General features: G+C 53.4%; 20 protein-coding genes. 17 read left to right on the top strand and 3 right to left on the bottom strand.

Annotated elements, in window-relative coordinates:
- Position 1: 1 nt before the first annotated feature.
- The 12 genes from liaF (at position 2) to serC (ending at position 13155) form a co-directional block, all read left to right on the top strand.
- A complete protein-coding gene (liaF, locus tag FHS18_RS01955) occupies positions 2–1120 on the top strand; it encodes a cell wall-active antibiotics response protein LiaF (protein WP_246427438.1) in 1119 nt (372 codons plus the stop codon).
- Positions 1121–1130: 10 nt separating this feature from the next.
- Entirely contained in the window at positions 1131–2180 is a 1050-nt protein-coding gene (locus FHS18_RS01950; RefSeq protein ID WP_183596343.1) for a sensor histidine kinase, read from the top strand.
- Entirely contained in the window at positions 2167–2835 is a 669-nt protein-coding gene (locus FHS18_RS01945; RefSeq protein ID WP_183596341.1) for a response regulator, read from the top strand. Before FHS18_RS01950 ends, FHS18_RS01945 begins: the two co-directional genes overlap by 14 nt.
- A 63-nt stretch (positions 2836–2898) precedes the next feature.
- Positions 2899–3312, top strand: a complete 414-nt coding sequence (locus FHS18_RS01940) for a YugN family protein (RefSeq protein WP_183596339.1) — start codon at positions 2899–2901, stop codon at positions 3310–3312.
- A gap of 203 nt (positions 3313–3515) precedes the next feature.
- Positions 3516–5102 carry a S1C family serine protease gene (locus FHS18_RS01935; protein WP_183596337.1) on the top strand — a complete coding sequence of 529 codons (1587 nt, stop codon included), beginning with the start codon at positions 3516–3518 and terminating at the stop codon, positions 5100–5102.
- A 135-nt stretch (positions 5103–5237) separates the two neighbouring features.
- A complete protein-coding gene (locus tag FHS18_RS01930; RefSeq protein WP_183596336.1) occupies positions 5238–5927 on the top strand; it encodes a response regulator transcription factor in 690 nt (229 codons plus the stop codon).
- 5 nt (positions 5928–5932) lie between these two features.
- Positions 5933–7402, top strand: coding sequence for a sensor histidine kinase (locus FHS18_RS01925; protein WP_183596334.1), 1470 nt, complete (start codon positions 5933–5935; stop codon positions 7400–7402).
- Between the two features lie 45 nt (positions 7403–7447).
- Positions 7448–8398, top strand: coding sequence for a 4-hydroxy-3-methylbut-2-enyl diphosphate reductase (locus FHS18_RS01920; RefSeq protein WP_183596332.1), 951 nt, complete (start codon positions 7448–7450; stop codon positions 8396–8398).
- 16 nt (positions 8399–8414) lie between these two features.
- Positions 8415–8936: a DUF2062 domain-containing protein gene (locus FHS18_RS01915; protein ID WP_183596330.1), complete on the top strand. Its 522-nt coding sequence runs from the start codon at positions 8415–8417 to the stop codon at positions 8934–8936.
- Between the two features lie 113 nt (positions 8937–9049).
- Positions 9050–10111, top strand: coding sequence for a 3-deoxy-7-phosphoheptulonate synthase (gene aroF, locus FHS18_RS01910; RefSeq protein WP_183596328.1), 1062 nt, complete (start codon positions 9050–9052; stop codon positions 10109–10111).
- A gap of 270 nt (positions 10112–10381) precedes the next feature.
- Entirely contained in the window at positions 10382–11806 is a 1425-nt protein-coding gene (gene glnA / locus FHS18_RS01905) for a type I glutamate--ammonia ligase (protein WP_183596326.1), read from the top strand.
- Between the two features lie 260 nt (positions 11807–12066).
- Positions 12067–13155, top strand: a complete 1089-nt coding sequence (gene serC / locus FHS18_RS01900; RefSeq protein WP_183596324.1) for a 3-phosphoserine/phosphohydroxythreonine transaminase — start codon at positions 12067–12069, stop codon at positions 13153–13155.
- 99 nt (positions 13156–13254) lie between these two features.
- On the opposite strand, the gene FHS18_RS01895 is transcribed toward serC, so the two are convergent.
- Positions 13255–13974: a response regulator transcription factor gene (locus FHS18_RS01895; protein ID WP_281378622.1), complete on the bottom strand. Its 720-nt coding sequence runs from the start codon at positions 13972–13974 to the stop codon at positions 13255–13257.
- 111 nt (positions 13975–14085) lie between these two features.
- Here FHS18_RS01895 and trmL point away from each other — a divergent pair, with 111 nt between their 5' ends.
- The 3 genes from trmL (at position 14086) to FHS18_RS01880 (ending at position 16688) form a co-directional block, all read left to right on the top strand.
- Complete coding sequence (gene trmL / locus FHS18_RS01890) at positions 14086–14550, top strand: tRNA (uridine(34)/cytosine(34)/5-carboxymethylaminomethyluridine(34)-2'-O)-methyltransferase TrmL (RefSeq protein ID WP_183596322.1); 465 nt, start codon at positions 14086–14088, stop codon at positions 14548–14550.
- A 201-nt stretch (positions 14551–14751) separates the two neighbouring features.
- Positions 14752–15006, top strand: coding sequence for an AbrB/MazE/SpoVT family DNA-binding domain-containing protein (locus FHS18_RS01885; RefSeq protein WP_183596320.1), 255 nt, complete (start codon positions 14752–14754; stop codon positions 15004–15006).
- 482 nt (positions 15007–15488) lie between these two features.
- Complete coding sequence (locus FHS18_RS01880) at positions 15489–16688, top strand: aminotransferase-like domain-containing protein (RefSeq protein WP_183596318.1); 1200 nt, start codon at positions 15489–15491, stop codon at positions 16686–16688.
- An 85-nt stretch (positions 16689–16773) separates the two neighbouring features.
- Here FHS18_RS01880 and FHS18_RS01875 read toward each other — a convergent pair whose 3' ends face one another.
- A complete protein-coding gene (locus FHS18_RS01875; protein ID WP_183596316.1) occupies positions 16774–17097 on the bottom strand; it encodes a Rieske (2Fe-2S) protein in 324 nt (107 codons plus the stop codon).
- Positions 17090–17836, bottom strand: a complete 747-nt coding sequence (locus tag FHS18_RS01870; RefSeq protein WP_183596314.1) for a DUF2161 family putative PD-(D/E)XK-type phosphodiesterase — start codon at positions 17834–17836, stop codon at positions 17090–17092. The genes FHS18_RS01875 and FHS18_RS01870 overlap by 8 nt, the downstream gene beginning before the upstream one ends.
- A 568-nt stretch (positions 17837–18404) precedes the next feature.
- On the opposite strand from FHS18_RS01870, the gene FHS18_RS01865 reads away from it, so the two are divergent.
- Both FHS18_RS01865 and FHS18_RS01860 read left to right on the top strand, forming a co-directional pair.
- Positions 18405–20300: a PrkA family serine protein kinase gene (locus FHS18_RS01865; protein WP_183596312.1), complete on the top strand. Its 1896-nt coding sequence runs from the start codon at positions 18405–18407 to the stop codon at positions 20298–20300.
- A gap of 171 nt (positions 20301–20471) precedes the next feature.
- Positions 20472–21482 carry a globin-coupled sensor protein gene (locus tag FHS18_RS01860; protein WP_183596311.1) on the top strand — a complete coding sequence of 337 codons (1011 nt, stop codon included), beginning with the start codon at positions 20472–20474 and terminating at the stop codon, positions 21480–21482.
- The last annotated feature ends 9 nt before the right edge of the window (positions 21483–21491 follow it).

Raw genomic sequence — 21491 nt, 5'->3', positions numbered from 1 at the left:
AATGAACGAACATTTTGCAAATCGACTCATGTGGGGCATATTTATTATCGGAATCGGGACTGTGCTCATGCTTCGGCAGAGCGGCCTCATCGAATTCGATATCGGTGATATCGTTTCCCTTTTTTGGCCGGTCATTCTGTTGTTTCTAGGTGTGCAGAGCATGATCCGTCGAATGGCAACCGGTCATGGATCGATGTTCGGAGCGGCGATTCTGCTGCTGGTCGGCTTCGTCTTCCTAGGACGGAACCTCGACCTGTTCGAATGGTCGGTGTCTGATATCGGACAGTTCGCATTGCCGATTGTTATTATTCTGTTCGGTCTGCGGATGATTATGAAGCCCAAGCCAAAAGAGGCGCCGAAGAACCCGTCGCCGAGCGATGAGTGGCAGGCATATCCGTATCGCGCCAATGACAACGTGCCGCCAGCGCCGCCGCTTCATCCGGATCCGACGAAACAGGAGACGCCAAGCGAAGAGATGGCGCAATCAGGACCAGGCGGCATTAATCTGTCGAAACCGCCGCTCTATGGAGACGCTACTCACGCGGATAACGCTAAAGCTTCCTCTTGGCAGTCGCATGGGCATGAATCGATCGAAGCGCGCATTCGCGAGAAGATCGAGAAGAACCAGCGCAAGGCGGAGCGGGTTCACGAGAAGATGAGGCAGCACGCTGAACGGATGCACCGCCACCACCATCATGGCAAAGGCAAAGAGCGGGTGGAGTGGTGGAACAGCGATCCGAACGTACAGAACCGGTCCGGATTTATCGGCGATATCTATGTGGGGCACGATTATTTCGAGCTGAAACCGATGAACATCTCGCATTTCATTGGCGATACGGTGCTGGATCTGACCAAGGCGCAAATTCCGTTCGGCGAGACGCGGATTCATATCTCTTCCTTTATAGGGGACGTGAAAGTGTTCCTGCCCAACGATCTGGAGACGGGAATACACGTCGTATCCAGCGCCTTCATCGGAGATGTCGCGGTGCTCGATCAGAAGGATGGCGGTCTGTTCAAGAACATGGATATCGAAACGCCTTATTTTCCGGAGACGGAGAAGAAAATAAAGCTTGTGGTCAGCACGTTCATCGGCGATGTGCGCGTGACGAAGGTAGGGTGAGAAACTTCCTATGATGGTGAGACTACTTCGAAGCAGCAAACTCGAAATGATCTTATACTTTATCGCATCGTCCATTCTATCGGTGCTCGTGTGGGAACTCGGAGGACATTACATCGATTCGCAGATCGGCAAGCACGATCTGTGGATCGGTGTCGTCGCCGTTTTTTTGCTTGTCAGCTGCGCATTCGGTTATTGGTCGGCCCAGCGCATTCAGCTGCGGCTCGATATGATCCATCTGGGGCTAAAGCAGGCTGCCAATGGCAATTACGCCATCCGGCTGCCGGAGGAAGGAGCGCGTTCCTTTGCGCCTGCTATCCGCGAGTTCAATGAGCTGCAGAGCGCGCTCGAGGAACGGGTGAAGCTCATTCAGAAACATGGGGAAGAACAGGTCATGCGCGAGGCGGCCTTGAATGAAGAAGCGGTTCAGGAGGAGCGCAAACGCCTGGCGAGGGATCTGCATGACACCGTCAGCCAGCAGCTATTCGCCATCCATATGTCGGCTTCCTCGCTGCCGAAGCTGCTGGAGTTGGACCGGAATCGGGCGGAATCGCTCATGACGCAGCTGATCACGATGTCATCGACGGCTCAGAAGCAGATGAGAGGATTCATCGCGCAGCTGCGGCCTCTGGAGCTGGAGGGGCGGTCATTGCGTGAGGCGCTCGATAAGTGGTTCCCCGATTATTGCCGGCAGAATAATCTGCAGGGCGTGCTGGAATGGCGGGTGAAGGGCAAGCTCTCCGAAGCGAAGGAGCATCAGTTGTTCCTTATTATTCAGGAAGCCATGGCTAACGTCGTGAAACATGCAGGCGCACAGACGGCGCTGCTGACATTGACCGAGACGGAGCATCAGATCGTGATGACGCTGCAAGATGACGGAGCGGGCTTCCGGGCCGATCAGGTCAAACGGGGATCTTATGGACTGTCGACGATGCGCGAGCGCGCAAGCAAGCTAGGCGGGGATGCTTCGGTCATCAGCAAGCCGGGAAGCGGCACAAGAGTGCGGGTTACGCTTCCGAACTATAATCAAAAAGGGGTCGAAGAAAACGATGAGCGCAAATGAGCAATGGAGAATCATGATCGTCGATGATCACGATATGGTACGCGCGGGACTGCGCACTTATTTGATGCTGGAGCCCAAATTCGACGTTGTGGCCGAAGCGGGCGATGGCGAGGAAGCGCTTCGCATGCTGCAGCAAGGGACTATTCCCGGCGGCCCGCCTCATCTGGTGTTGATGGATTTGATGATGCCGAAGATGGACGGCGTTGAAGCGACGCGCGCGATTATGGCGGAGTTCCCGGATCTGAAGATCGTGATGCTGACCAGTTTCTTGGAGGACGAGAAGGTTGTGGCGGCCGTTGAAGCCGGCGCTGTCAGTTATGTGCTCAAGACCGTTTCGGCGGAGGAACTGATTTATGCTTTGAACGGCGCGGCCAAAGGAATGCCGGTTATGACCGCCGATGTGTCGCAGGCATTGACCCGGGGCCTTCGTCAGCGAACGGCGCAAGGAGCCGATGAAGGCTTGACCGAGCGCGAGAAGGAAGTGCTGCTCTTGATCGCGGAGGGACGCTCGAACAAGGAGATCGCCGAAGAGCTTCATATCAGCATCAAGACGGTGAAGACGCACGTGAGCAATCTGCTGATGAAGTGCGAGCTGGAGGACCGGACGCAGCTTGCCGTCTACGCGCACCGCAAAGGCTGGGTTAAGACAGGTTAAGGATAAGGCGGAATATTCGGGGCATTCTATAGCAAAAAGCACAATGCAGGAAGGAAGCTGCCGATGATCCCGCTTACGTCCAAATTGGAATCGTCCGAGAAGGAATTTAATGTGTTGAAGCAAGAACTGGAGGAGGAGCAGTTCTCGATTGGCGGGGACTGGACGTATGAGCATGGCATGTTCGACCGTGCGCTAGACGAGGCCAACAAAGTGTGGCTCCGCATCCCGTTCGAGGTGGTCTCCGGTTCAGTCGACGGTGAAGCGGACGAGAACGACGCTAAGATCCGCATTGGACAGCCATTCGTGCTGAAGCATCTGTACGAGGAAGGCATTGATCATGGCCAATCGTCTCCGGTGTTCGGCGCGTTGTTCAATCAGTTCCAGACGCCGACGGATCCGGACGCGAAGATTGAGCCGAAGTGGGTAGACAAAGCCAAGCAAGTGCTCAGCCAAGTGGAGCAGCGCATCATTCACTAGTTTCGAAACGCGGATGATAGATCGCCATACAATCATCGAAATGCCGATAAAGCTGCAATAGCTGCGTCGGTTTTTTTATTTTCGTTTATACAAATTTTAAGTTTGATTTAAGGTAGATTGTGCATGATAGAAACATAAAGAGCAAGCGCAAAACCGGAGACATCATAATAATACAACCGATATTCATGAGGAGGAGAATCAACATGGAAGACAACAAAAAAAGTCCTTACGATGATTTCTTTAATCATAACAACGATAATCAAGAAGGCGGCGACGAGCCGAGCGAGAGCAAGGTAGAGCAGGAAGAGAAGCCGTCCTATTACTACTCCTACGGACCATACAAGTCTACTGCGGATGACGCGAAAGAGCCCGTGGCGCAACCGTCGAACACGCAGGCGAATCAGCATCAGTCGCAGCCTATTCCCGAATCCCAAGTCGAGATGACCCCGCCAACCCAGATTCGCCCGTTCGCGCCGACGCAGCAGGCGCAAGGGCGCAGCGGCTGGCAGGTGAAAGAGAAGCGCAGAACTTCCTTCAAGGCGATGTTCGCTTCCTTCATGGTCGGCGTCGTAGCCGTAGGCGGCCTGATGGTATATGCGGACCAATCGAACCTGTTCAGCGGCAATCAAGCGCTCAGCTCGAGCGCGGCGACCACGTCGGTGTCGACGGCGGCGAGCACAAGCACTTCTAATGCGGGCGTAACGAATGCGGCTGACGTCGTCAGACCCAACAACATCGCGCAAATTTTCGAGAGCGCAAGCCCGGCTGTCGTAAAAATCGAAACGTACGAGCGCCAACAAAGCTCGAGCAGCATGATGAACGATTCATTCTTCCGCCAATTCTTCGGCGACCAGTTCGGCGATCAAGGCGGCAGCCAAGGCCAGACGGATTCCGGCAGCAATTCGGGCGAGCTGACGTTAAGCGGTATGGGTACCGGTTTCTTCTTTGAATCCGACGGCTATATCTTGACGAACCAGCACGTCGTGGGCGACGCCGAACAGATTAAAGTAACGGTGCAAGGCTATGACGAGCCGCTTGTCGCGACGAAGCTCGGCGCAAGCTACGATCTGGACCTTGCGGTATTGAAAGTCGAAGGCACGGGCTTCCCGACCCTGAAGATCGGCAGTTCCGACAGCATTAACATCGGCGACTGGGTTGTCGCGATCGGTAACCCGTACGGCTTCGATCACACGGTAACGGTTGGCGTGCTGAGTGCCAAAGAACGTCCGATCAGCATCTCCGATACGGAAGGCGATCGCAACTATGAGCACTTGCTCCAGACGGACGCTTCGATCAACCCGGGCAACTCCGGCGGTCCGCTGCTGAACCTGCAAGGCGAGGTGGTCGGCATTAACACGGCCGTAAGCTCGGAAGCTCAAGGCATCGGCTTCGCTATTCCGACGAGCACGATCATGGAGAACATCGAAGCGCTGAAAGCGAACCAAGAAATTCCGAAGAAGCCATCGCCGTTTATCGGCGCGACGCTGAGCGATATCAGCGATTCGATCCAGCAAGAACTTGGTCTTGAGAGCAAAGAAGGTTCCGTCGTAGCGAATATTCTGTACAAGTCGCCGGCTTATCTGGCAGACCTGCGCCAATATGACGTTATCACGGGCATTGGCGGCACGGCTTACAAGACGAAGGAAGAACTGATTGCGGAGATCCAGAAGAAAGCCGTCGGCGACAAGGTCGTATTGAACGTCATCCGCAACGGCCAGAAGATGGATGTCACGGTGGAGGTCGGCAATAAGAACGACTTTACGCAAGCGACGCAACAAACGCAGCAATAACGGCTAGGTCGTAAGAGGCGCAGGCAGCATCTGCCTGCGCCTTCGCCTGTCTATATTCGTTTTGCGCTTATTCGCAAACGGCTGGATTACGCTATAATAAGAGAAATATGACGATGATAAAGTGGGGGTTCGGCTATGAGACCGCATGTACTAGTAATTGATGACGATGACAAAATCACCTCGATGCTGAGACGTTCCTTGGCTTTCGAGGGCTATGAGGTAACGACGGCGAACAACGGGCTCGAAGGATTGAAGACGATGCTCGCGAGCGATCCGGATCTGCTCGTATGCGATGTGATGATGCCGCATGTCGACGGGTGGGAGGTGGTCCGCCGCGTGCGCGAAGGCGGCAGCGCGGTTCCGGTACTGATGCTGACGGCGAAGGATGACATTCAGGACCGGGTCAAGGGTCTTGATCTTGGCGCTGACGATTATTTGGTCAAGCCCTTCGCGCTGGAGGAACTGCTGGCGCGCGTGCGTGCCCTGCTTCGTCGCAAAGCGGACAAGATGGAGGAGGAATCGAACCGGATCGTGTACGAGGATCTGACCTTGGACTTGGATTCGCGTGAAGCGATCCGCGGCGGCAAGCGCATTGAACTAACGGCGAAGGAATTCGATCTGCTCCACCTGTTCATGCAGAATCCGCGCCGCGTGCTGACCCGGGATTCCATCATGGACAAAATCTGGGGTTACGATTACAGCGGGGAATCGAACGTGCTTGAAGTATATATCGCCATGCTCCGCCAAAAAACGGAGGAAGGCGGAACGAAGCGGGTTATACAAACGGTGCGCGGCACGGGTTATGTGCTGCGAGGGGAGAACTGACAACAATGTCGATCCGGCTGAAGCTTACCCTTTGGTATTCGACGCTCCTTGCGGTGACGCTGCTCATCCTCGGGGTCAGCATTTATACATTCGTCAACTACAACACATACCGCGATATGAAGGAGCAGCTGCAGGCCGGTTACAAGCAGGTCAAGGTGTATGCGCCGGGCGGCGACCCGTCTAATTTGCAGTTTGCACTCGGCGCAGGGCGCATCGAGCGGAACGTCTATATGCAGGTTGTGGATTACGCCAACGGTAGGTTTGCCCAATCCAACAACTTGATTGATATGAATATGCAGCTTCCTTATCCGGAGAAATCCGCGAACTTAACGGAAGGGTTCGTCACGATGCGCGTGGACAAATATAATTTCCTTGCTTATCAAGTACCGGTGGAGCTAAACGGCGAAGTGGTCGCGCTGATTCAAAGCGCAGCATATACGGGCCGCGAGGATCAATATTTGTACGACCTGCGGACGATCCTCATCTTCTCTTCGGTCGCGGTCGTGCTCCTTACCTTTACGACGGGGCTGTTCATTGCAAGGCAAGCGCTTCGTCCGCTTAAGGGAATCATTCAAGCGGCCAACCGCGTTCAGGACGGCTCGAACTTGAGCGTCCGGATCGAGCGTGGCAAGCCGAACGACGAGCTGGGCAGGCTGACCGATACGCTCAACGGCATGCTGGAGCGGATCGAGACGACGTACAATGAGCTCGATGAAGCGTATAACGCTCAGCGCAGATTCGTATCCGATGCCTCGCATGAATTGCGGACGCCGCTGACGACGATCCGAGGCAATATTGAGCTGCTTGAGAAAATGTGGTTGCCTGCCCTTGAATCCGCAGGCTCCAAAGAAAGCACGGCGCTCACGACGATCTCCGCTTCGCACGCCGAGCTGACGCGCGAAGCGATGCTCGATATTGCGGGCGAGTCCAAACGAATGTCACGCCTGGTGAACGATCTGTTGTCGCTTGCCCGCGCCGATGCCGGCCAAGTGATGGAGAAGGAAGTGCAGCCGCTGCAGCCGCTCGTGGAGGATGTTGCCCGGCGTGCGCAGATGCTGCCAAGGTCAGCCGAATGGCGCATTGGCGATTTGTCCGCGCTCGATGGCGTGGAAGTGCTCGCGAATGCGGACTATATCCGCCAGCTCTTTTTCATATTCGTGGAGAATGCCTTCAAGTATACATCATCCGGCTACGTCGATTTCTATGCGGTGAAGGCAGATGGCCAGGCGGGCGTCGTCATCAAAGATACCGGGATCGGCATGAACAGCAGCGAAATTCCGCACATCTTCGACCGCTTCTACCGTGCTGACGAATCCCGCGGCAAGACGAGCGGCACCGGGCTTGGTCTGTCGATCGCCAAATGGATTATCGACGAGCATAATGGGTCCGTGGAAGTATCGACGCGCGAGGGAGAAGGTACCACATTTACAGTTTGGCTGCCAGTTGCTTTTCTCGACAAGCCGATTCAGGTATAATAGAAGAAGTTTGAGGTTGGCTTGAAAGAAAGCAGGTGCTTATAGATGGAGATTGTCAAAATATCGCCGCGCGGGTACTGCTATGGCGTCGTTGATGCCATGGTGCTTACACTCCAGACGGTGAAGAATACGGATTTCCCTAGACCTATTTATATCTTAGGTATGATCGTTCATAATTCCCATGTCACGGAAGCGTTCAAGCAAGAAGGCGTCATTACGCTCGATGGCGAGAATCGGATGGAGATTCTGGAACAGATTGATCAAGGTACGGTTATCTTCACGGCTCACGGTGTCTCTCCCGAGGTGCGCCGCCGCGCCAAGGAGAAGGGGCTTACCGTAGTCGATGCTACTTGTCCGGATGTGACGAAGACGCATGATCTGATCCGGGAGAAAGTCGCTGAAGGCTATGATATCATCTATATCGGCAAGAAGGGGCATCCGGAGCCGGAAGGCGCAATCGGCGTCGCGCCGGATCGTGTGCATCTCATTGAGCGCGAGGACGAGGTCGCACGGCTTTCCCTGGACTCGCAGCGGATTATTATAACGAACCAGACGACGATGTCCCAGTGGGATATCCGCCATCTGATGCAACGGCTGCAGGAGAAGTTCCCGCACGCCGAGATTCACAATGAAATTTGTATGGCAACCCAGGTCCGCCAAGAGGCAGTAGCCGGCCAAGCCGGCCAGGCCGAATTGGTCATCGTGGTCGGCGACCCGCGGAGCAACAACTCCAATCGTCTGGCGCAAGTGTCGGAGGAGATCGCGGGCGTACCGGCATACCGGGTGTCCGACGTATCGGAGATCGATATTGAGTGGCTGAAGGGCAAACAGCGCGTTGCTGTCACCTCCGGAGCTTCTACGCCGACGCCGATCACCAAAGAAGTGATCAGCTATCTCGAGCTGTTCGATGAGGCGAACCCTGAGACGTGGGAAATCAAGAGAACGGTCAATATGAACAAGCTGCTTCCCACACTTCGAACGAAATCGACCGTTTAGGGAAGGGGCGCACCTCATGAACAAGCAGAAGAAGCCGCGCTCCTTGAAACGGTGGATCAAACTGAAGTATACGGAACTGATGCGCGCGCCGGGTGGACCCTCCTTCGTCGCGCTGGGCTTCTCTATCGGCATGGCGATCGAGATGTTTACGCTGCCGACATACGGGCTTGCGTTCTTCCTGATCTTCCCGTTAATCTATTGGCTGAATGGCAGCTTGGCCGGCGCTTTGATCGGATTCGTGGTGGGCAAAATCATCTTTATCCCGGTGGCCTTCATCAATAGCCGGGTTGGCGGATGGGTGCTGCCGGACCATATGAAGATCCATCTGTCATTCGCACCGGATTGGCTGAATCATATCCTCTTGGTCAACTTAAAGCTCATCGTTGGCGGTATCATTGACGGAATCGTACTCGGGTTCATCTTCTACTTTCCGATCAAATACAGCATTCGGTATGTCGCGGACAAAAGAAGAGAGAAGCGCAGAATCCGGCGCAGCATGTTCGATGCGCACGGGAACCGGACGCCTGCTACAGAATAAATGGAATCGGTCTCTTGACGGGACCGATTCTTCTCGTTATAATTGCTTTAACGGATAAAAGCGTAAAAGCTTAAAAGCATATAAGCGTTGAAGCGAAAAAGGAGTTGTCCACTATGATCGTAGTGACGAATACAAGCATTTCGGAAGAAAGAATCGGACAGATCGTACATGAGATTGAGAAGTCGGGCGTTCAAGCACATGTGTCTCGCGGGACGGACCGTACCGTGATCGGTATTATCGGGAAGGTAGAGCCGACGCTTGCCGAGCATCTGCGCCAGATGAAGGGCGTGGAGAATGTCATCAAGATTTCCAAATCGTATAAGCTCGCGAGCCGCGATTTCCATCCGGACGATACGATTATCGATATTAAAGGCGTTAAGATCGGCGGAGATAACCTTGTCATCATGGGCGGGCCATGCGCGGTGGAATCGCCAGAGCAGATTGACGAGATTGCGCGGCTAGTTAAGGCTGCTGGCGGTCAAGTACTGCGGGGCGGCGCATTTAAGCCTCGTACGGGGCCGTACAGCTTCCAAGGGGTAGGCGTTGAAGGGCTTGTTATGATGGCGGAGGCAGGACGCAAGCACGGCCTGCTCACGATCACGGAAGTCATGACCCCGGAATATGTCGATGTGTGCGCGGAATACGCCGATATTCTACAGGTCGGCACGCGGAATATGCAGAACTTTGATCTGCTCCGCAAGCTCGGCACGATCCAAACGCCGGTTCTCCTGAAGCGCGGATTCAGCTCGACCTACGACGAATTCCTCAATGCGGCGGAATACATCCTTGCCGGCGGCAATCCGAATGTCATGTTATGCGAGCGCGGAATCCGAACGTTCGAATCTTACACGCGGAACACGCTCGATCTTGCAGCGATCCCTGTACTCCAGCAACTTAGCCATCTGCCGGTAATCTCTGATCCTAGCCACGGCACCGGGCGCCGCGAATTGGTAGAGCCGATGTCCAAAGCATCGGTAGCCGCCGGCGCCAACGGTCTGATTATTGAGATGCATACCGATCCGGACAATTCCATGACGGGCGACGGCGTACAATCGTTGTTCCCGGATCAGTTTGCCAACTTGCTTAAAGAGCTGGAACAACTGGGGGCCTTGGTTGGCAGACGTTTCGAGACGCCGAAGGCGCCAGCTGAAGCGTTCGCCGTCTGGACGAAGTAATCGGCAAACTGCCTCACATAGAACTTTAATAAGGAAGCTGTTCGATCCCTGACAGGCAGGGCGGGCAGCTTCTTATTTTTGTGAACCCTTAACAAAAAAGGCATTATAACAAATGTGTGAAGATAGCTAACACTTCTACAAAAAATACCTTACATGGCTATTGACGATTGTTTGTTCAGAATTCTATAATAACAATCATAGTTTAGTGCAAAACTTGAACGTTCAACGTTCAACACATCGCTAATGTTCGGAAATGGAGGAAATAACCACATGTCAGTTCAAAATGTTTTGAGCACAATCCAAGAGAACAACATCCAGTTTGTCGATTTCCGCTTTGTAGACCTTGCAGGTCGCGCGCACCACATCACACTTCCAGCGACAGAAGTCGACGCTGATACGTTTGTAAATGGTGTAGCATTTGACGGTTCCTCGATCGAAGGTTTCCGTGGTATCGAACAATCCGACATGGTCATGATGCCAGATACGGAGTCGGTATTCGTTGATCCTTTCACAGATCATCCAACTCTGAACGTTATGTGTAATATCCACACGCCAGACGGCGAGCGTTACGACCGCGACCCGCGTTCGATCGCACAGAAAGCTGAAGAGCTTCTGCAAGCATCCGGCGTAGGCACTACTGCATTCTTCGCACCTGAATCCGAGTTCTTCGTCTTCGACGACGTTCGTTACGAGTCCGGAATGAATAAATCGTACTTCGAAGTTGATTCCGAAGAAGCAGCTTGGAACACTGGCCGTAAAGAGGAAGGCGGCAACCTTGCTTTCAAAATCGGCGTTAAAGGCGGCTATGTACCTGTAGCTCCGTTCGACTCCCAACAAGATATCCGCAGCGAAATGGTTCGCGTTATGCAAGAAGCGGGTCTTCGCGTTGAGCGTCACCACCACGAAGTTGCTACAGCTGGTCAAGCTGAGATCAACTTCCGTTTCTCCACACTGACTAAAACAGCTGACAACCTCATGCTGTACAAATATATCGTTCATAACGTTGCTCGCCAATACGGCAAAGTAGCAACATTCATGCCTAAACCGCTCTTCGGCGACAACGGTAGCGGTATGCACGTTCACATGTCGATCTTCAACGGCGACGAGCCGCTGTTCTACGACAAAGGCGCTTACGCTAACCTGAGCCCGCTCGCTATGCACTACATCGGCGGTATCCTGCACCATGCACCGGCACTGATCGCGCTGACTAACCCTTCGACGAACTCGTTCAAACGTCTCGTTCCAGGTTATGAAGCACCGGTTAACCTCGTATTCTCCAAAGGTAACCGTTCCGCAGCAGTACGTATTCCAATCGCTGCTGTAACGCCTAAAGGCTGTCGTATCGAGTTCCGTACTCCGGACTCCACAGCTAACCCTTACCTCTCGTTCGCGGCAATGCTGCTTGCAGGTCTGGACGGCATTAAGCGTAAGATCGATCCAGTTGCATTGGGCTATGGTCCTTTCGACAAAAACATCTACGAACTGTCCGACGAAGAGAAGAAAGAAATCCGTTCCGTACCAGGCACGCTGGACGAAGCGCTTGACGCTCTTGAAGCAGACTACGAGTTCTTGACTGAAGGCGGCGTATTCACGGAAGACTTCATCCAGAACTATGTATCCATCAAACGGGGCGAAGCAAAAGCAGTGGCAATCCGTATTCATCCACACGAATACAGCCTGTACTTCGGCTGCTAATACCGGGTATTATACGATCCTATATGGACAATCAACGAGCTCTCCTGATTCGGGGGAGCTCGTTTTATTTCACTATCGGCAGCGAATACTAATTTCGTTCGAAAAAGGGTTGCGATTACACGGTTCCGCAAACTTCTCCGACGAAAAACCGAATATTAAATTGACAAGATAATCGGGATGTTCGACTTTTTGACACTTGAAGGGTTAGTGTAAACTTGCTATAGTAGCCATAGGATATAAGAAGACTGGAGTGGGATACGGTGACGAAACGGGCTTACAATTTTAATGCTGGACCGGCCGCGCTGCCGCTGGAAGTGCTTCAACAGGCGCAGGAGCAATTTGTCGATTATGCAGGTGCGGGAATGTCGATTATGGAGATGTCCCATCGCAGCGCATTGTACGAGCAAGTGAATGACGAGACGCAATCGTTGCTTCGCGAATTGTACCAAATTCCGAGCAACTACAAAGTGTTGTTCCTCCAAGGCGGAGCTAGCACGCAGTTTGCCATGATTCCGATGAATCTGCTGCCTGCCGGCAAGGTCGGCGCGTATGTCATGACTGGCAGCTGGGCGGATAAGGCGCTGAAGGAAGCGAAGCTGATCGGCGAGACGGCGATCGCCGCGAGTTCCGAAGCTTTCAAGTTTAACCGGATCCCGGATTTGTCGACAATTGAAATTCCGGATCAAGCGGCGTATCTTCATGTGACGTCGAACGAGACGATCGAAGGCACGCAATTCAAGTCGTTCCCTGTCACGGGTGATGTACCGCTGATCGGCGACATGTCCAGCGACATTCTGAGCCGCCCGGTAGACGTCAGCCAATTCGGCATGATCTACGCGGGAGCGCAGAAGAATCTCGGACCTTCCGGCGTGACGATCGTGATCGTTCGTGAGGATCTCGTGCAAGAGAGCCCGAAAACCATCCCGACGATGCTGCGTTACGATACGCATGTGAAGAACAATTCGCTCTATAACACACCGCCATCCTTCTCGGTCTACCTGGTCAACCTGATGTTGAAATGGGTACAAGGCAAAGGCGGCGTTGCGGCAATCGAGCAATACAACCGCGACAAGACGCAGCTGATTTACCAGACGATCGATCAGAGCGGCGGTTTCTACAAAGGCTTCGCGGAGACGGCTGACCGTTCGACGATGAACATCACGTTCCGGATCCATACGGAAGAGCTGGAGAAGCAGTTCGTGAAGGAATCGGAGCAGCAAGGTTTTGTTGGTCTGAAGGGCCATCGCAGCGTTGGCGGATTGCGCGCTTCGACGTACAACGCCGTACCGCTGGAGAGCTGTAAAGCGCTGGCTGACTTTATGGCCGACTTCCAACGCCGTAACGGCTAAGGTTTAACAAAAGCAGGACCGCCCCAATCTCTTGGCGCATACCAATGCGCTGGTGATAAGAGATTGGGGCGGTCCTCTGTCATGGGAGCACTTGCCGTATTAGCCGATCGAAGTATCGGCAGCGGCAGGGCCCGAAAGCTTGTAACCGACGTTGCGGACGGTCATGATATATTCAGGGGAGCGTGCATTATTCTCGATTTTGTCACGCAGATGGCTAATATGCACGTCTACGATCCGCGTGTCGCCAAGGAAGTGGTAATCCCACACGCCATGAAGCAGCTGCTGGCGGCTGAGTACTTTGCCGCGGTGACGGCATAGGAAGAGCAAGAGCTCATATTCTTTGGGCGTCAGCTCGACCGGCTTGCCGTCAATATGCACTTCGCGTTGTTCCGTATAGACGCGCAAGCGTCCGATTTCATGAATGACGTTGTCGCCTACGCCGGGCAATGCCTGCGTCCTGCGGAAGATCGCCTGAATGCGGGAGAGCAGTTCTTGCGGCGAGAAAGGCTTGGTCATATAATCATCGGCGCCATTGTCGAGTCCCGTTATTTTGTCCGTCACATCCTGCAAGGCTGTCAGCATTACGATCGGTACGGCATTGTTCTGCTTGCGAAGCTCGCGGCAGACTTGAATTCCGTCCATCTTAGGAAGCATGAGATCAAGAACAATGAGGTCGGGACGAAACGGCTTTAACATGTCGAAGACAGCTTCGCCGTCCTGGACGCAGCGAACGTCATACCCGGCTAGTTTCAAGTTGAATTCGATTAACATGGAGATGGAAGGCTCGTCATCGACGACCAGTATTCTTTTCTTCATCATTCCCGGTCTCCTTTATGGATAAGTTCTTTTGTTATTATGAAGGCGGACATTTTTCCCCAGATTAAGGTAACGTTAACCGGATGTAAAAATTAGCTCGAGGTGAAATGAAACATGGCTTTTCATATCGTATTGGTGGAACCGGAAATTCCGGCGAATACAGGTAATATTGCAAGAACATGCGCGGCGACAGGAACGCATCTGCATCTGGTGCGCCCGTTAGGATTTAACACGGATGACAAAACGCTGAAGCGTGCGGGGCTAGACTATTGGTACGCGGTACAGGTGCACTACCACGATTCTTTCGAAGAGTTGAAGGCGCTGTATCCAGACGGACGGTTCTTCTGCGCTAGCACGCGCTCTTCGCGTCCTTATACGGAGTACCAGTATCAAGACGGGGACTTCTTCGTCTTCGGCAAAGAAACGAAGGGGCTGCCGCAAACGATTCTCGATGCGCACCCGGACACTTGTCTGCGGATCCCGATGACGGATAAAGTACGTTCGCTCAACCTGTCGAATTCAGCGGCGATCGTCGTATTCGAAGCGTTCCGCCAAGCAGGTTTCCCGGGGTTGGAGTAAGGAATAGAGCGGTGGATGGAAGGGATTAGAAGGGAAGAGGAAAGGCTTTGGAATGCCGGTTGTATACCGTTTTGGCCATCTTTGCATGAAATTAAGAAATAACCTTCATGGGGAGGAAAACAGCTGCTCCCCTCGAACGTTATACAAGCAATGGTTTCTAGAACTGGCTTGCGAATCTAGACTTGTAAAGAGGTGAAAACTTTGAAACCAGCTGGTGTTGTGCGCAAAGTGGATCAATTGGGACGGATCGTCCTCCCGAAGTCGCTTCGTAAAAGATATCAAATGAATGAAGGCGATCCCGTGGAGATTCTTGTCCAGGGCGACCATATTATCTTGGAACGTTATCGTCCGCGCTGCGTATTCTGTGGATCGATGGACGAAGTGCGAGAGTTCAAAGAGCGCTATCTCTGTACCCCGTGTATTACTGAGATGTCCCATATTCGTCGTGACGCCTAAATAGCGAGAATAACAAACAAAAGAAGCTTTCCGCTGCAGATCGTAAGATCAGCCGGAAAGCTTCTTTCACATGTGATGATTTAGAGGCCCTTCGTCTTGTCGTCATTGTATGACGAAGTCCAAATGGCGGTCAAGAACAACACCGAGACGGTCGTTACGATTAGAAAACCAATCGTCATTCGTGTACACCCCCAGTAATTCTGCCTGTCCATCACAGCTCGAATGCTGCGAATGCTTCGAAAGACGAAGCCTATTTTATTATACCCAACACCCAATAAAAAGAAAATCCACGAAGATGTGAACAACTTGTTACAAAGCGTTCAATGGTTTGTAACTTGCCGGATGAGGAGTGCGATATTTGCCTAGAAAATGGCGGAGATTCTATCGCATCTGGACGACGTCCGAATATTCGATGAAAGAGGTAGCTCTTTGGCCTACTCGAACGTACTATATGGTAAATGGCTCAAGGAGGCGAACGGGAAATGGATTTTCGAATCTCCTCCCGTATCCAGCAAGGAATCGAACGAGGACGTAAAACAGCAGCACGTAGGCCCATCTTGGAGGGATCAGACCTTATCCATCTGGACGGAACCCGTCTGGGCAAGGAATTGATCCCGTTCGAGGCGATTCGGGAAGCTTATGGGCAAGCGCTAGCGCCGGACAACGAGATTCAATCGGCCGCAGCAACCAGTTGCGAGCCGCTGCATGAACAGCTTCGCACGAGATTGGCTTCGGCTCAGCAGCGCATACAGCCCGGCCAGTTATTGCTCGCCCATCATACCGGTCAGGCATTGGAGCTTGCGGTCCGCACTCTAACGGAGGCGGGAGATTGCATCCTTGCGGAAGAGGCGGCAGACCCGTTTACGCTCCAGCTGTTGCGCCTTAACGGGGTAGATGTGCTGGCGGTTCCTTATGATGAAGAGGGCATTAGCCTAACAGAACTGGCAGGACTCATCCACAGCTGTAAACCGAAACTGATCTATGTGAATCCGGGATTCAGTGCGACCGTTGGCCGAACGTGGAGCATGAAGAGGCGGAAGGCATTCGTGCGTCTCTGCACGGAGCATAAGCTGCCGATTGTGGAAGAGGATCAGTCAGGGACGCTCCATGGCGGATATAAAGGAAAGGCCCCGTCCTTGTTGTCACTGACGGGCTTCATTGAAGACAGCCCGGTCATTCACATTGGCTCGTTCTCGCACGTCATTGCACCCGTCTTGTCGACCGCATGGGTGATAGGCAACATCGGCGTGCTAAGTGCAATGGCCGTGGTGCAACAAGCGTTCAGCCGTCAGGCGTCCGTGCTGGACCAGATGGCGCTCCATGCCTTGCTCGAACTGTTCGATGTGGATGCGCAGCTCCGGCGAGTGGAGGCTATATGCGAGCAGCGTCTTCGGCTGATAACGGATCTGCTCGAGCGGAAGGGCTTGCCGGATGTAACGTGGCAAATACCGAACGGCGGCAGATTTCTATGGATTGAGCTGCCGCAAGGGCTCGACGGGCATGCGCTGCAGCGGGCAGGGGAGATTGAAGGCGTCGCCTTTGATCCCGGAGCGCCTTTCTTCCTCCTTAACGGGATGCCGAATACGGTCAGGCTTAACGTTGCATGGGCATCTGAAGCGCAGCTGCAGCTCGGGATGGAACGATTCATGACGGCAATCGAAGCGTTCTTGGCTCGGGCTTAAGCGCGGGGTAAGCTTCGCAATTGAATAAGGCGTGCATCTCATTCTGCGATGAGGTGCACGCCTTTTTCTAATCAGCTTTCTTCTATTATTTCTCGAGGACCGCAAATTGGCCGTCCCGAATCTCTACAGGCCGGCATTCGAGATGCTCGCCGGGTACATTGGTCGATTCGCCGGTTAGGATATCGAACGCCCAGAAGTGAAGCGGACAGATGAGCTCATTCTCGTGCGGACGAACGAGGCCGCCGGCATGCGGGCAGATGGCGGAGACGAGCCGATAGGCGGGATCATCGTTGTCATTCGTCTGCACAAGAAAGAAAGGATCGCGGTCAATCGTAACCGTCGCCGGAAATGATGGGAAGTCATCTACATTGCCAAGTATACGGTAGCTGCCTTGTTCTTGTTCACTCATCGATTGCTTCTCCTTTAACGATAGGATGTCTCGTTTGCAGCCATGCGTCGATGACATCGGCGTGCTCGACGATCGCCTTCGCGCCTGCATCTTTTAACCGATATACCCCGCGGTCAACCCGTTCAAACCACCCGTAATAATCTTTTTGCAAAAAATGGCTCGCCCGGACGATCTCCGTCAACTCCGCCGTCTTGCGCGGCGATAAATTCCCGTGCGTGCTCAATGCCCACGCAATGCGAAGCGCCTTCTCCCGATAGGCGGTCACGAGCTTGCGCTTCGTGCTGCCTCCCGTATTATAATCCCCGCTGCGTTCGCGGAATTCGGTCAAGAGCCGGCTCTCCCGCATTCTGCGCCGGCCGCGCACAGGCAGATCGCCCGGCTCGCACAGCATCTCGACGACGGGCGCTTTCGTTTTATAGAACGTAATGGTCATAAGTCCGATGCCTAGCATGCGGCACAGCTCGGCCAGATCGCCGAAGCGCTGGTTGACGGCGCCGCTCTTCTTGCGATTGCGCTCGACGGCCAGAATGACGCGGTCGGTCAGCCGCAGCCGTTCCACGCCTTGCAGGAGAAGGGCGAGGTTGAATGTTTTTTTCATTTCTACGATAACGGTCTCGCCCGTTGCCGGATGGATCGCGACAAGATCGCAGTGCATGACTTCGGCCTTGACCTCATAGCCTCGTGCTTGCAGAAAACGTTTGATCGGCGGATACAGCTCCGTCTCATGAAGAACAGCCATGACGTGACGTACCCCTTTCGGAAAGAATGAACGATAAGACGCATTATACCATAGATAAGGAAGCGCTTTAAGCATTCAGCCGTCAGGGGAGCAGGCATTCCTAAATGCTTTTGCTTGATGATTGGCAAAATCAGCGTGCAGCTATGTAATCGACCGACTGTATTCGACGTGATGCGACTAGATCAGAGCAATCTTGCGAAGGTGGCGAACCCGGTTAAGGGATTGTAAAACAAGCCTGCCCGTGTCAGGTTCGAAAGGGAGGGCCGATCCTATTTTTCCACAATTACGACAATTGGAGCATGCCTTCGGGCGAACATGCTTTCGCTTCTGCAGCATCCCGGAGAGCCTGGCAGACGGCATCCTTTAGGTGGCTCATGGCATCTGACAAACGTCGGATTTTGCTAGATTGACGGTTAAAATATAGGGCAACTTCCCTTCCGCAAGCGCATAGGATTGTAATACTTCAACCTTATTCCTAATTGAATACCTAGCTGCCAGAGAAACGAAACGGCCCGCGGTAATGCAAGTCAGACTTGAGACGCATCGGAAGGGACGAGAGGAGGACGGCATGGATATTTTAAAACGGATATCTGCGTACAAAGCGGAGAGCGATAAGCTCGCGTGGACTGGAACTTTCAAGGACTACCTGGAGAACTTAAAGAATGACCCAACGCCCGCCATGACTGCACATGCTCGTGTCTACGAAATGATTGAGTCGTATGGGGTTGTGGAAGACAATGGCCGTAAGAAGTACAAATTTTTCGAGCAAGAGATTTTTGGCTTGGATCGGGCGATCGAGAAGCTCGTGGAGGAATATTTCCATTCCGCGGCACGCAGGCTTGATGTCCGCAAACGGATTTTGCTGCTTATGGGGCCGGTTAGCGGTGGTAAATCGACGCTCGTAACGATGCTCAAGAGAGGGCTCGAGCAGTTCTCGAGGACGCAAAAGGGCTCCGTATATGCGATTAAAGGGTGCCCGATGCACGAAGATCCGCTTCATCTCATTCCGAATGAACTGCGCGCCGAAGCCGAGAAGGAACTCGGCGTACGCATCGAAGGCAATTTGTGCCCATCCTGCCAAATGCGGCTTCGTACGGAGTTTGGCGGCGATATCGAGAACGTGCAGGTAGAGCGTGTATTTCTGTCGGAAGAAAATCGCGTCGGTATCGGGACATTCAGTCCATCTGACCCGAAATCCCAGGATATCGCCGATCTGACGGGTTCCATCGACTTCTCGACGATTACCGAATTCGGTTCGGAGTCCGATCCGCGCGCATACCGGTTCGATGGCGAGCTGAATAAGGCGAACCGCGGACTCATGGAGTTCCAGGAGATGCTCAAGTGCGACGAGAAGTTCCTGTGGAACTTGCTCTCGCTCACGCAAGAAGGGAACTTCAAGGCTGGGCGATTCGCGTTAATCTCGGCCGACGAGCTCATCATCGCGCATACGAACGAAACGGAGTACAAAGCGTTCATTGCCAATAAGAAGAATGAAGCGCTCCAATCCCGGATGATCGTCATGCCGATCCCGTATAACCTGAAGGTGTCGGAGGAAGAGAAAATTTACGCGAAGCTGATCAGCCAGAGCGATATGAAGCATATTCATATTGCGCCGCATGCGCTGCGCTCGGCGGCGATCTTCTCGATCTTGACCCGCCTGAAAGAAACGAAGAAGCAGGGCATGGATCTGATCAAGAAGATGCGCATGTACGACGGCGAAGAGGTTGAAGGCTACAAGGAAGCCGATCTGAAGGAGATGCAGAACGAGTACCTGGAAGAAGGCATGTCGGGCATCGACCCGCGTTATGTCATCAACCGGATCTCCAGTGCGCTCATTAAGCAAGACCTTCAATATATCAATGCGCTTGACGTGCTCCGCGCGCTCAAGGAAGGGCTCGATCAGCATCCTTCGATTACGAAAGAAGAGCGTGAACGGTACTTGAACTTCATCTCGATCGCGCGTAAGGAATACGATGCGCTCGCGAAGAAGGAAGTGCAGAAGGCATTCGTCTATTCCTTCGAAGAGTCCGCGAGGACGCTGTTCGAGAATTACCTCGATAATATTGAAGCGTATTGCAACTGGTCCAAAATCCGCGATCCGCTCACGGGCGAGGAGCTGGATCCGGATGAGCGCCTCATGCGCTCGATCGAAGAGCAAATCGGCGTCTCCGAGAATGCCAAGAAGGCATTCCGCGAAGAGATCCTTATTCGCATCTCCTCGTATTCCCGCAAAGGGAAGAAATTCGATTACGCCAGCCACGACCGGCTGCGCGAAGCGATTGAGAAGAAGCTGTTCAACGATCTGAAGGATATCGTCAAGATTACCACCTCGACGAAAACGCCGGACGAGAAGCAGCTTAAGAGGATCAATGAGGTCATCTCGCGCCTGGTGGATGAGCATGGCTATACGCCGGCCAGCGCCAACGAGCTGCTCAGATATGTAGGCAGCCTGTTGAACCGATAAATAAAGTTTTGGTAAAGGAAACAGCTGCGGCGGTGCGCATCTTGCGTGCTGCCACGGCTGTTTTTTGCTTTTAAAGGTGGGGATTCGTGTCAATTAATGAAATTCTTCCTTTGGTCCATACTAGCTACATAAGGATGGACATGCAGCAAGGCCAAGGAGGAAGAGTAGACGATGATCAATGTTTCCGCTGATCGCAAGCGGCAGCTGAGTTTCACGGGAATCCGCGATGAGGATGTGCAGCTGCTTGCCAAGCATCGCGATCTGTTCAGCAAAGTGGTCAATGAAGTCGTGGACCGTTTCTACGACCGGATCGGCAAGGAATCGGAACTGCGGACGATGATTAATAAATTCAGTACGATCGACCGCTTGAAGGAGACGATGCGGATCTATTGGATGTCGCTGACGGAAGGGAAGATCGATGACGATTTTATCGAGAACCGGATTAGAATCGGAATCGTGCACTCCAAGATCAGTCTGACGGCCGACTGGTATCTAGGCGCCTATGCGATCTATCTGGATATCGGGGCACAAGTGCTGCAGCGTATGCTTCCGGATGACTGGGCTAAGGTCTATCATGCGCTGACCAAGATGTTCAACTTCGATTCCCAGCTTGTGCTCGAAGCCTATCAGCGCGTGGAGAAGAAACAGGTGCAGAATCTGGCTGATGAACGGCAGGAAGTGCTGCGGTCGGTTACGAATGCGGTCCAGGATCTCGCGGGCATGATCGTCGAGCTTGAAGATAATACGAAGGTGATCGCAAGTTCAGCCCAGACGACGGCGAGGTCGCAAGAGCAGTCGAGCCGGACGCTTGGAGAGCTGATGAGCGACGTGGAGAGCATCGGCGAAGTAGGCACGCTCATTCGCGGCGTGGCGGAGCAGACGCATCTGCTCGGGCTTAACGCGGCGATCGAAGCGGCGCGGGCCGGCGAGCATGGCAGAGGATTCAGTATCGTGGCAGGCGAAATACGCAAGGCGGCAGCTTCCTCCCAACAGGCGATGGAAGCAATCCAGTCGCGTCTGAAGGAAATCGAGAAGAAAGTCGTGCTCGTGCGCAAAGATTCCGATCAGACGACGATCCAGGCGCGCGAACAGGCGGCACGTTCGGAGGAGTTGATTTCCTTCGTGTCGGCTATTGAAAAGGTTACCGAAGATCTGAAAAGGTTGAACACTCCCACCACCTAAAGAGGTGGG

The sequence above is a fragment of the Paenibacillus phyllosphaerae genome (genome assembly GCF_014192105.1).
Taxonomy (GTDB): Bacteria; Bacillota; Bacilli; order Paenibacillales; family Paenibacillaceae; genus Paenibacillus_Z; species Paenibacillus_Z phyllosphaerae.
This window is presented reverse-complemented; position numbering and strand designations above follow the sequence as displayed.

Coding starts and splice junctions, on each gene's coding strand:
- liaF (WP_246427438.1), top strand. CDS start 2: ATGAACGAACATTTTGCAAATCGACTCATGTGGGGCATATTTATTATC.
- FHS18_RS01950 (WP_183596343.1), top strand. CDS start 1,131: ATGATGGTGAGACTACTTCGAAGCAGCAAACTCGAAATGATCTTATAC.
- FHS18_RS01945 (WP_183596341.1), top strand. CDS start 2,167: ATGAGCGCAAATGAGCAATGGAGAATCATGATCGTCGATGATCACGAT.
- FHS18_RS01940 (WP_183596339.1), top strand. CDS start 2,899: ATGATCCCGCTTACGTCCAAATTGGAATCGTCCGAGAAGGAATTTAAT.
- FHS18_RS01935 (WP_183596337.1), top strand. CDS start 3,516: ATGGAAGACAACAAAAAAAGTCCTTACGATGATTTCTTTAATCATAAC.
- FHS18_RS01930 (WP_183596336.1), top strand. CDS start 5,238: ATGAGACCGCATGTACTAGTAATTGATGACGATGACAAAATCACCTCG.
- FHS18_RS01925 (WP_183596334.1), top strand. CDS start 5,933: ATGTCGATCCGGCTGAAGCTTACCCTTTGGTATTCGACGCTCCTTGCG.
- FHS18_RS01920 (WP_183596332.1), top strand. CDS start 7,448: ATGGAGATTGTCAAAATATCGCCGCGCGGGTACTGCTATGGCGTCGTT.
- FHS18_RS01915 (WP_183596330.1), top strand. CDS start 8,415: ATGAACAAGCAGAAGAAGCCGCGCTCCTTGAAACGGTGGATCAAACTG.
- aroF (WP_183596328.1), top strand. CDS start 9,050: ATGATCGTAGTGACGAATACAAGCATTTCGGAAGAAAGAATCGGACAG.
- glnA (WP_183596326.1), top strand. CDS start 10,382: ATGTCAGTTCAAAATGTTTTGAGCACAATCCAAGAGAACAACATCCAG.
- FHS18_RS01895 (WP_281378622.1), bottom strand. CDS start 13,974: ATGATGAAGAAAAGAATACTGGTCGTCGATGACGAGCCTTCCATCTCC.
- trmL (WP_183596322.1), top strand. CDS start 14,086: ATGGCTTTTCATATCGTATTGGTGGAACCGGAAATTCCGGCGAATACA.
- FHS18_RS01880 (WP_183596318.1), top strand. CDS start 15,489: ATGGATTTTCGAATCTCCTCCCGTATCCAGCAAGGAATCGAACGAGGA.
- FHS18_RS01875 (WP_183596316.1), bottom strand. CDS start 17,097: ATGAGTGAACAAGAACAAGGCAGCTACCGTATACTTGGCAATGTAGAT.
- FHS18_RS01870 (WP_183596314.1), bottom strand. CDS start 17,836: ATGGCTGTTCTTCATGAGACGGAGCTGTATCCGCCGATCAAACGTTTT.
- FHS18_RS01865 (WP_183596312.1), top strand. CDS start 18,405: ATGGATATTTTAAAACGGATATCTGCGTACAAAGCGGAGAGCGATAAG.
- FHS18_RS01860 (WP_183596311.1), top strand. CDS start 20,472: ATGATCAATGTTTCCGCTGATCGCAAGCGGCAGCTGAGTTTCACGGGA.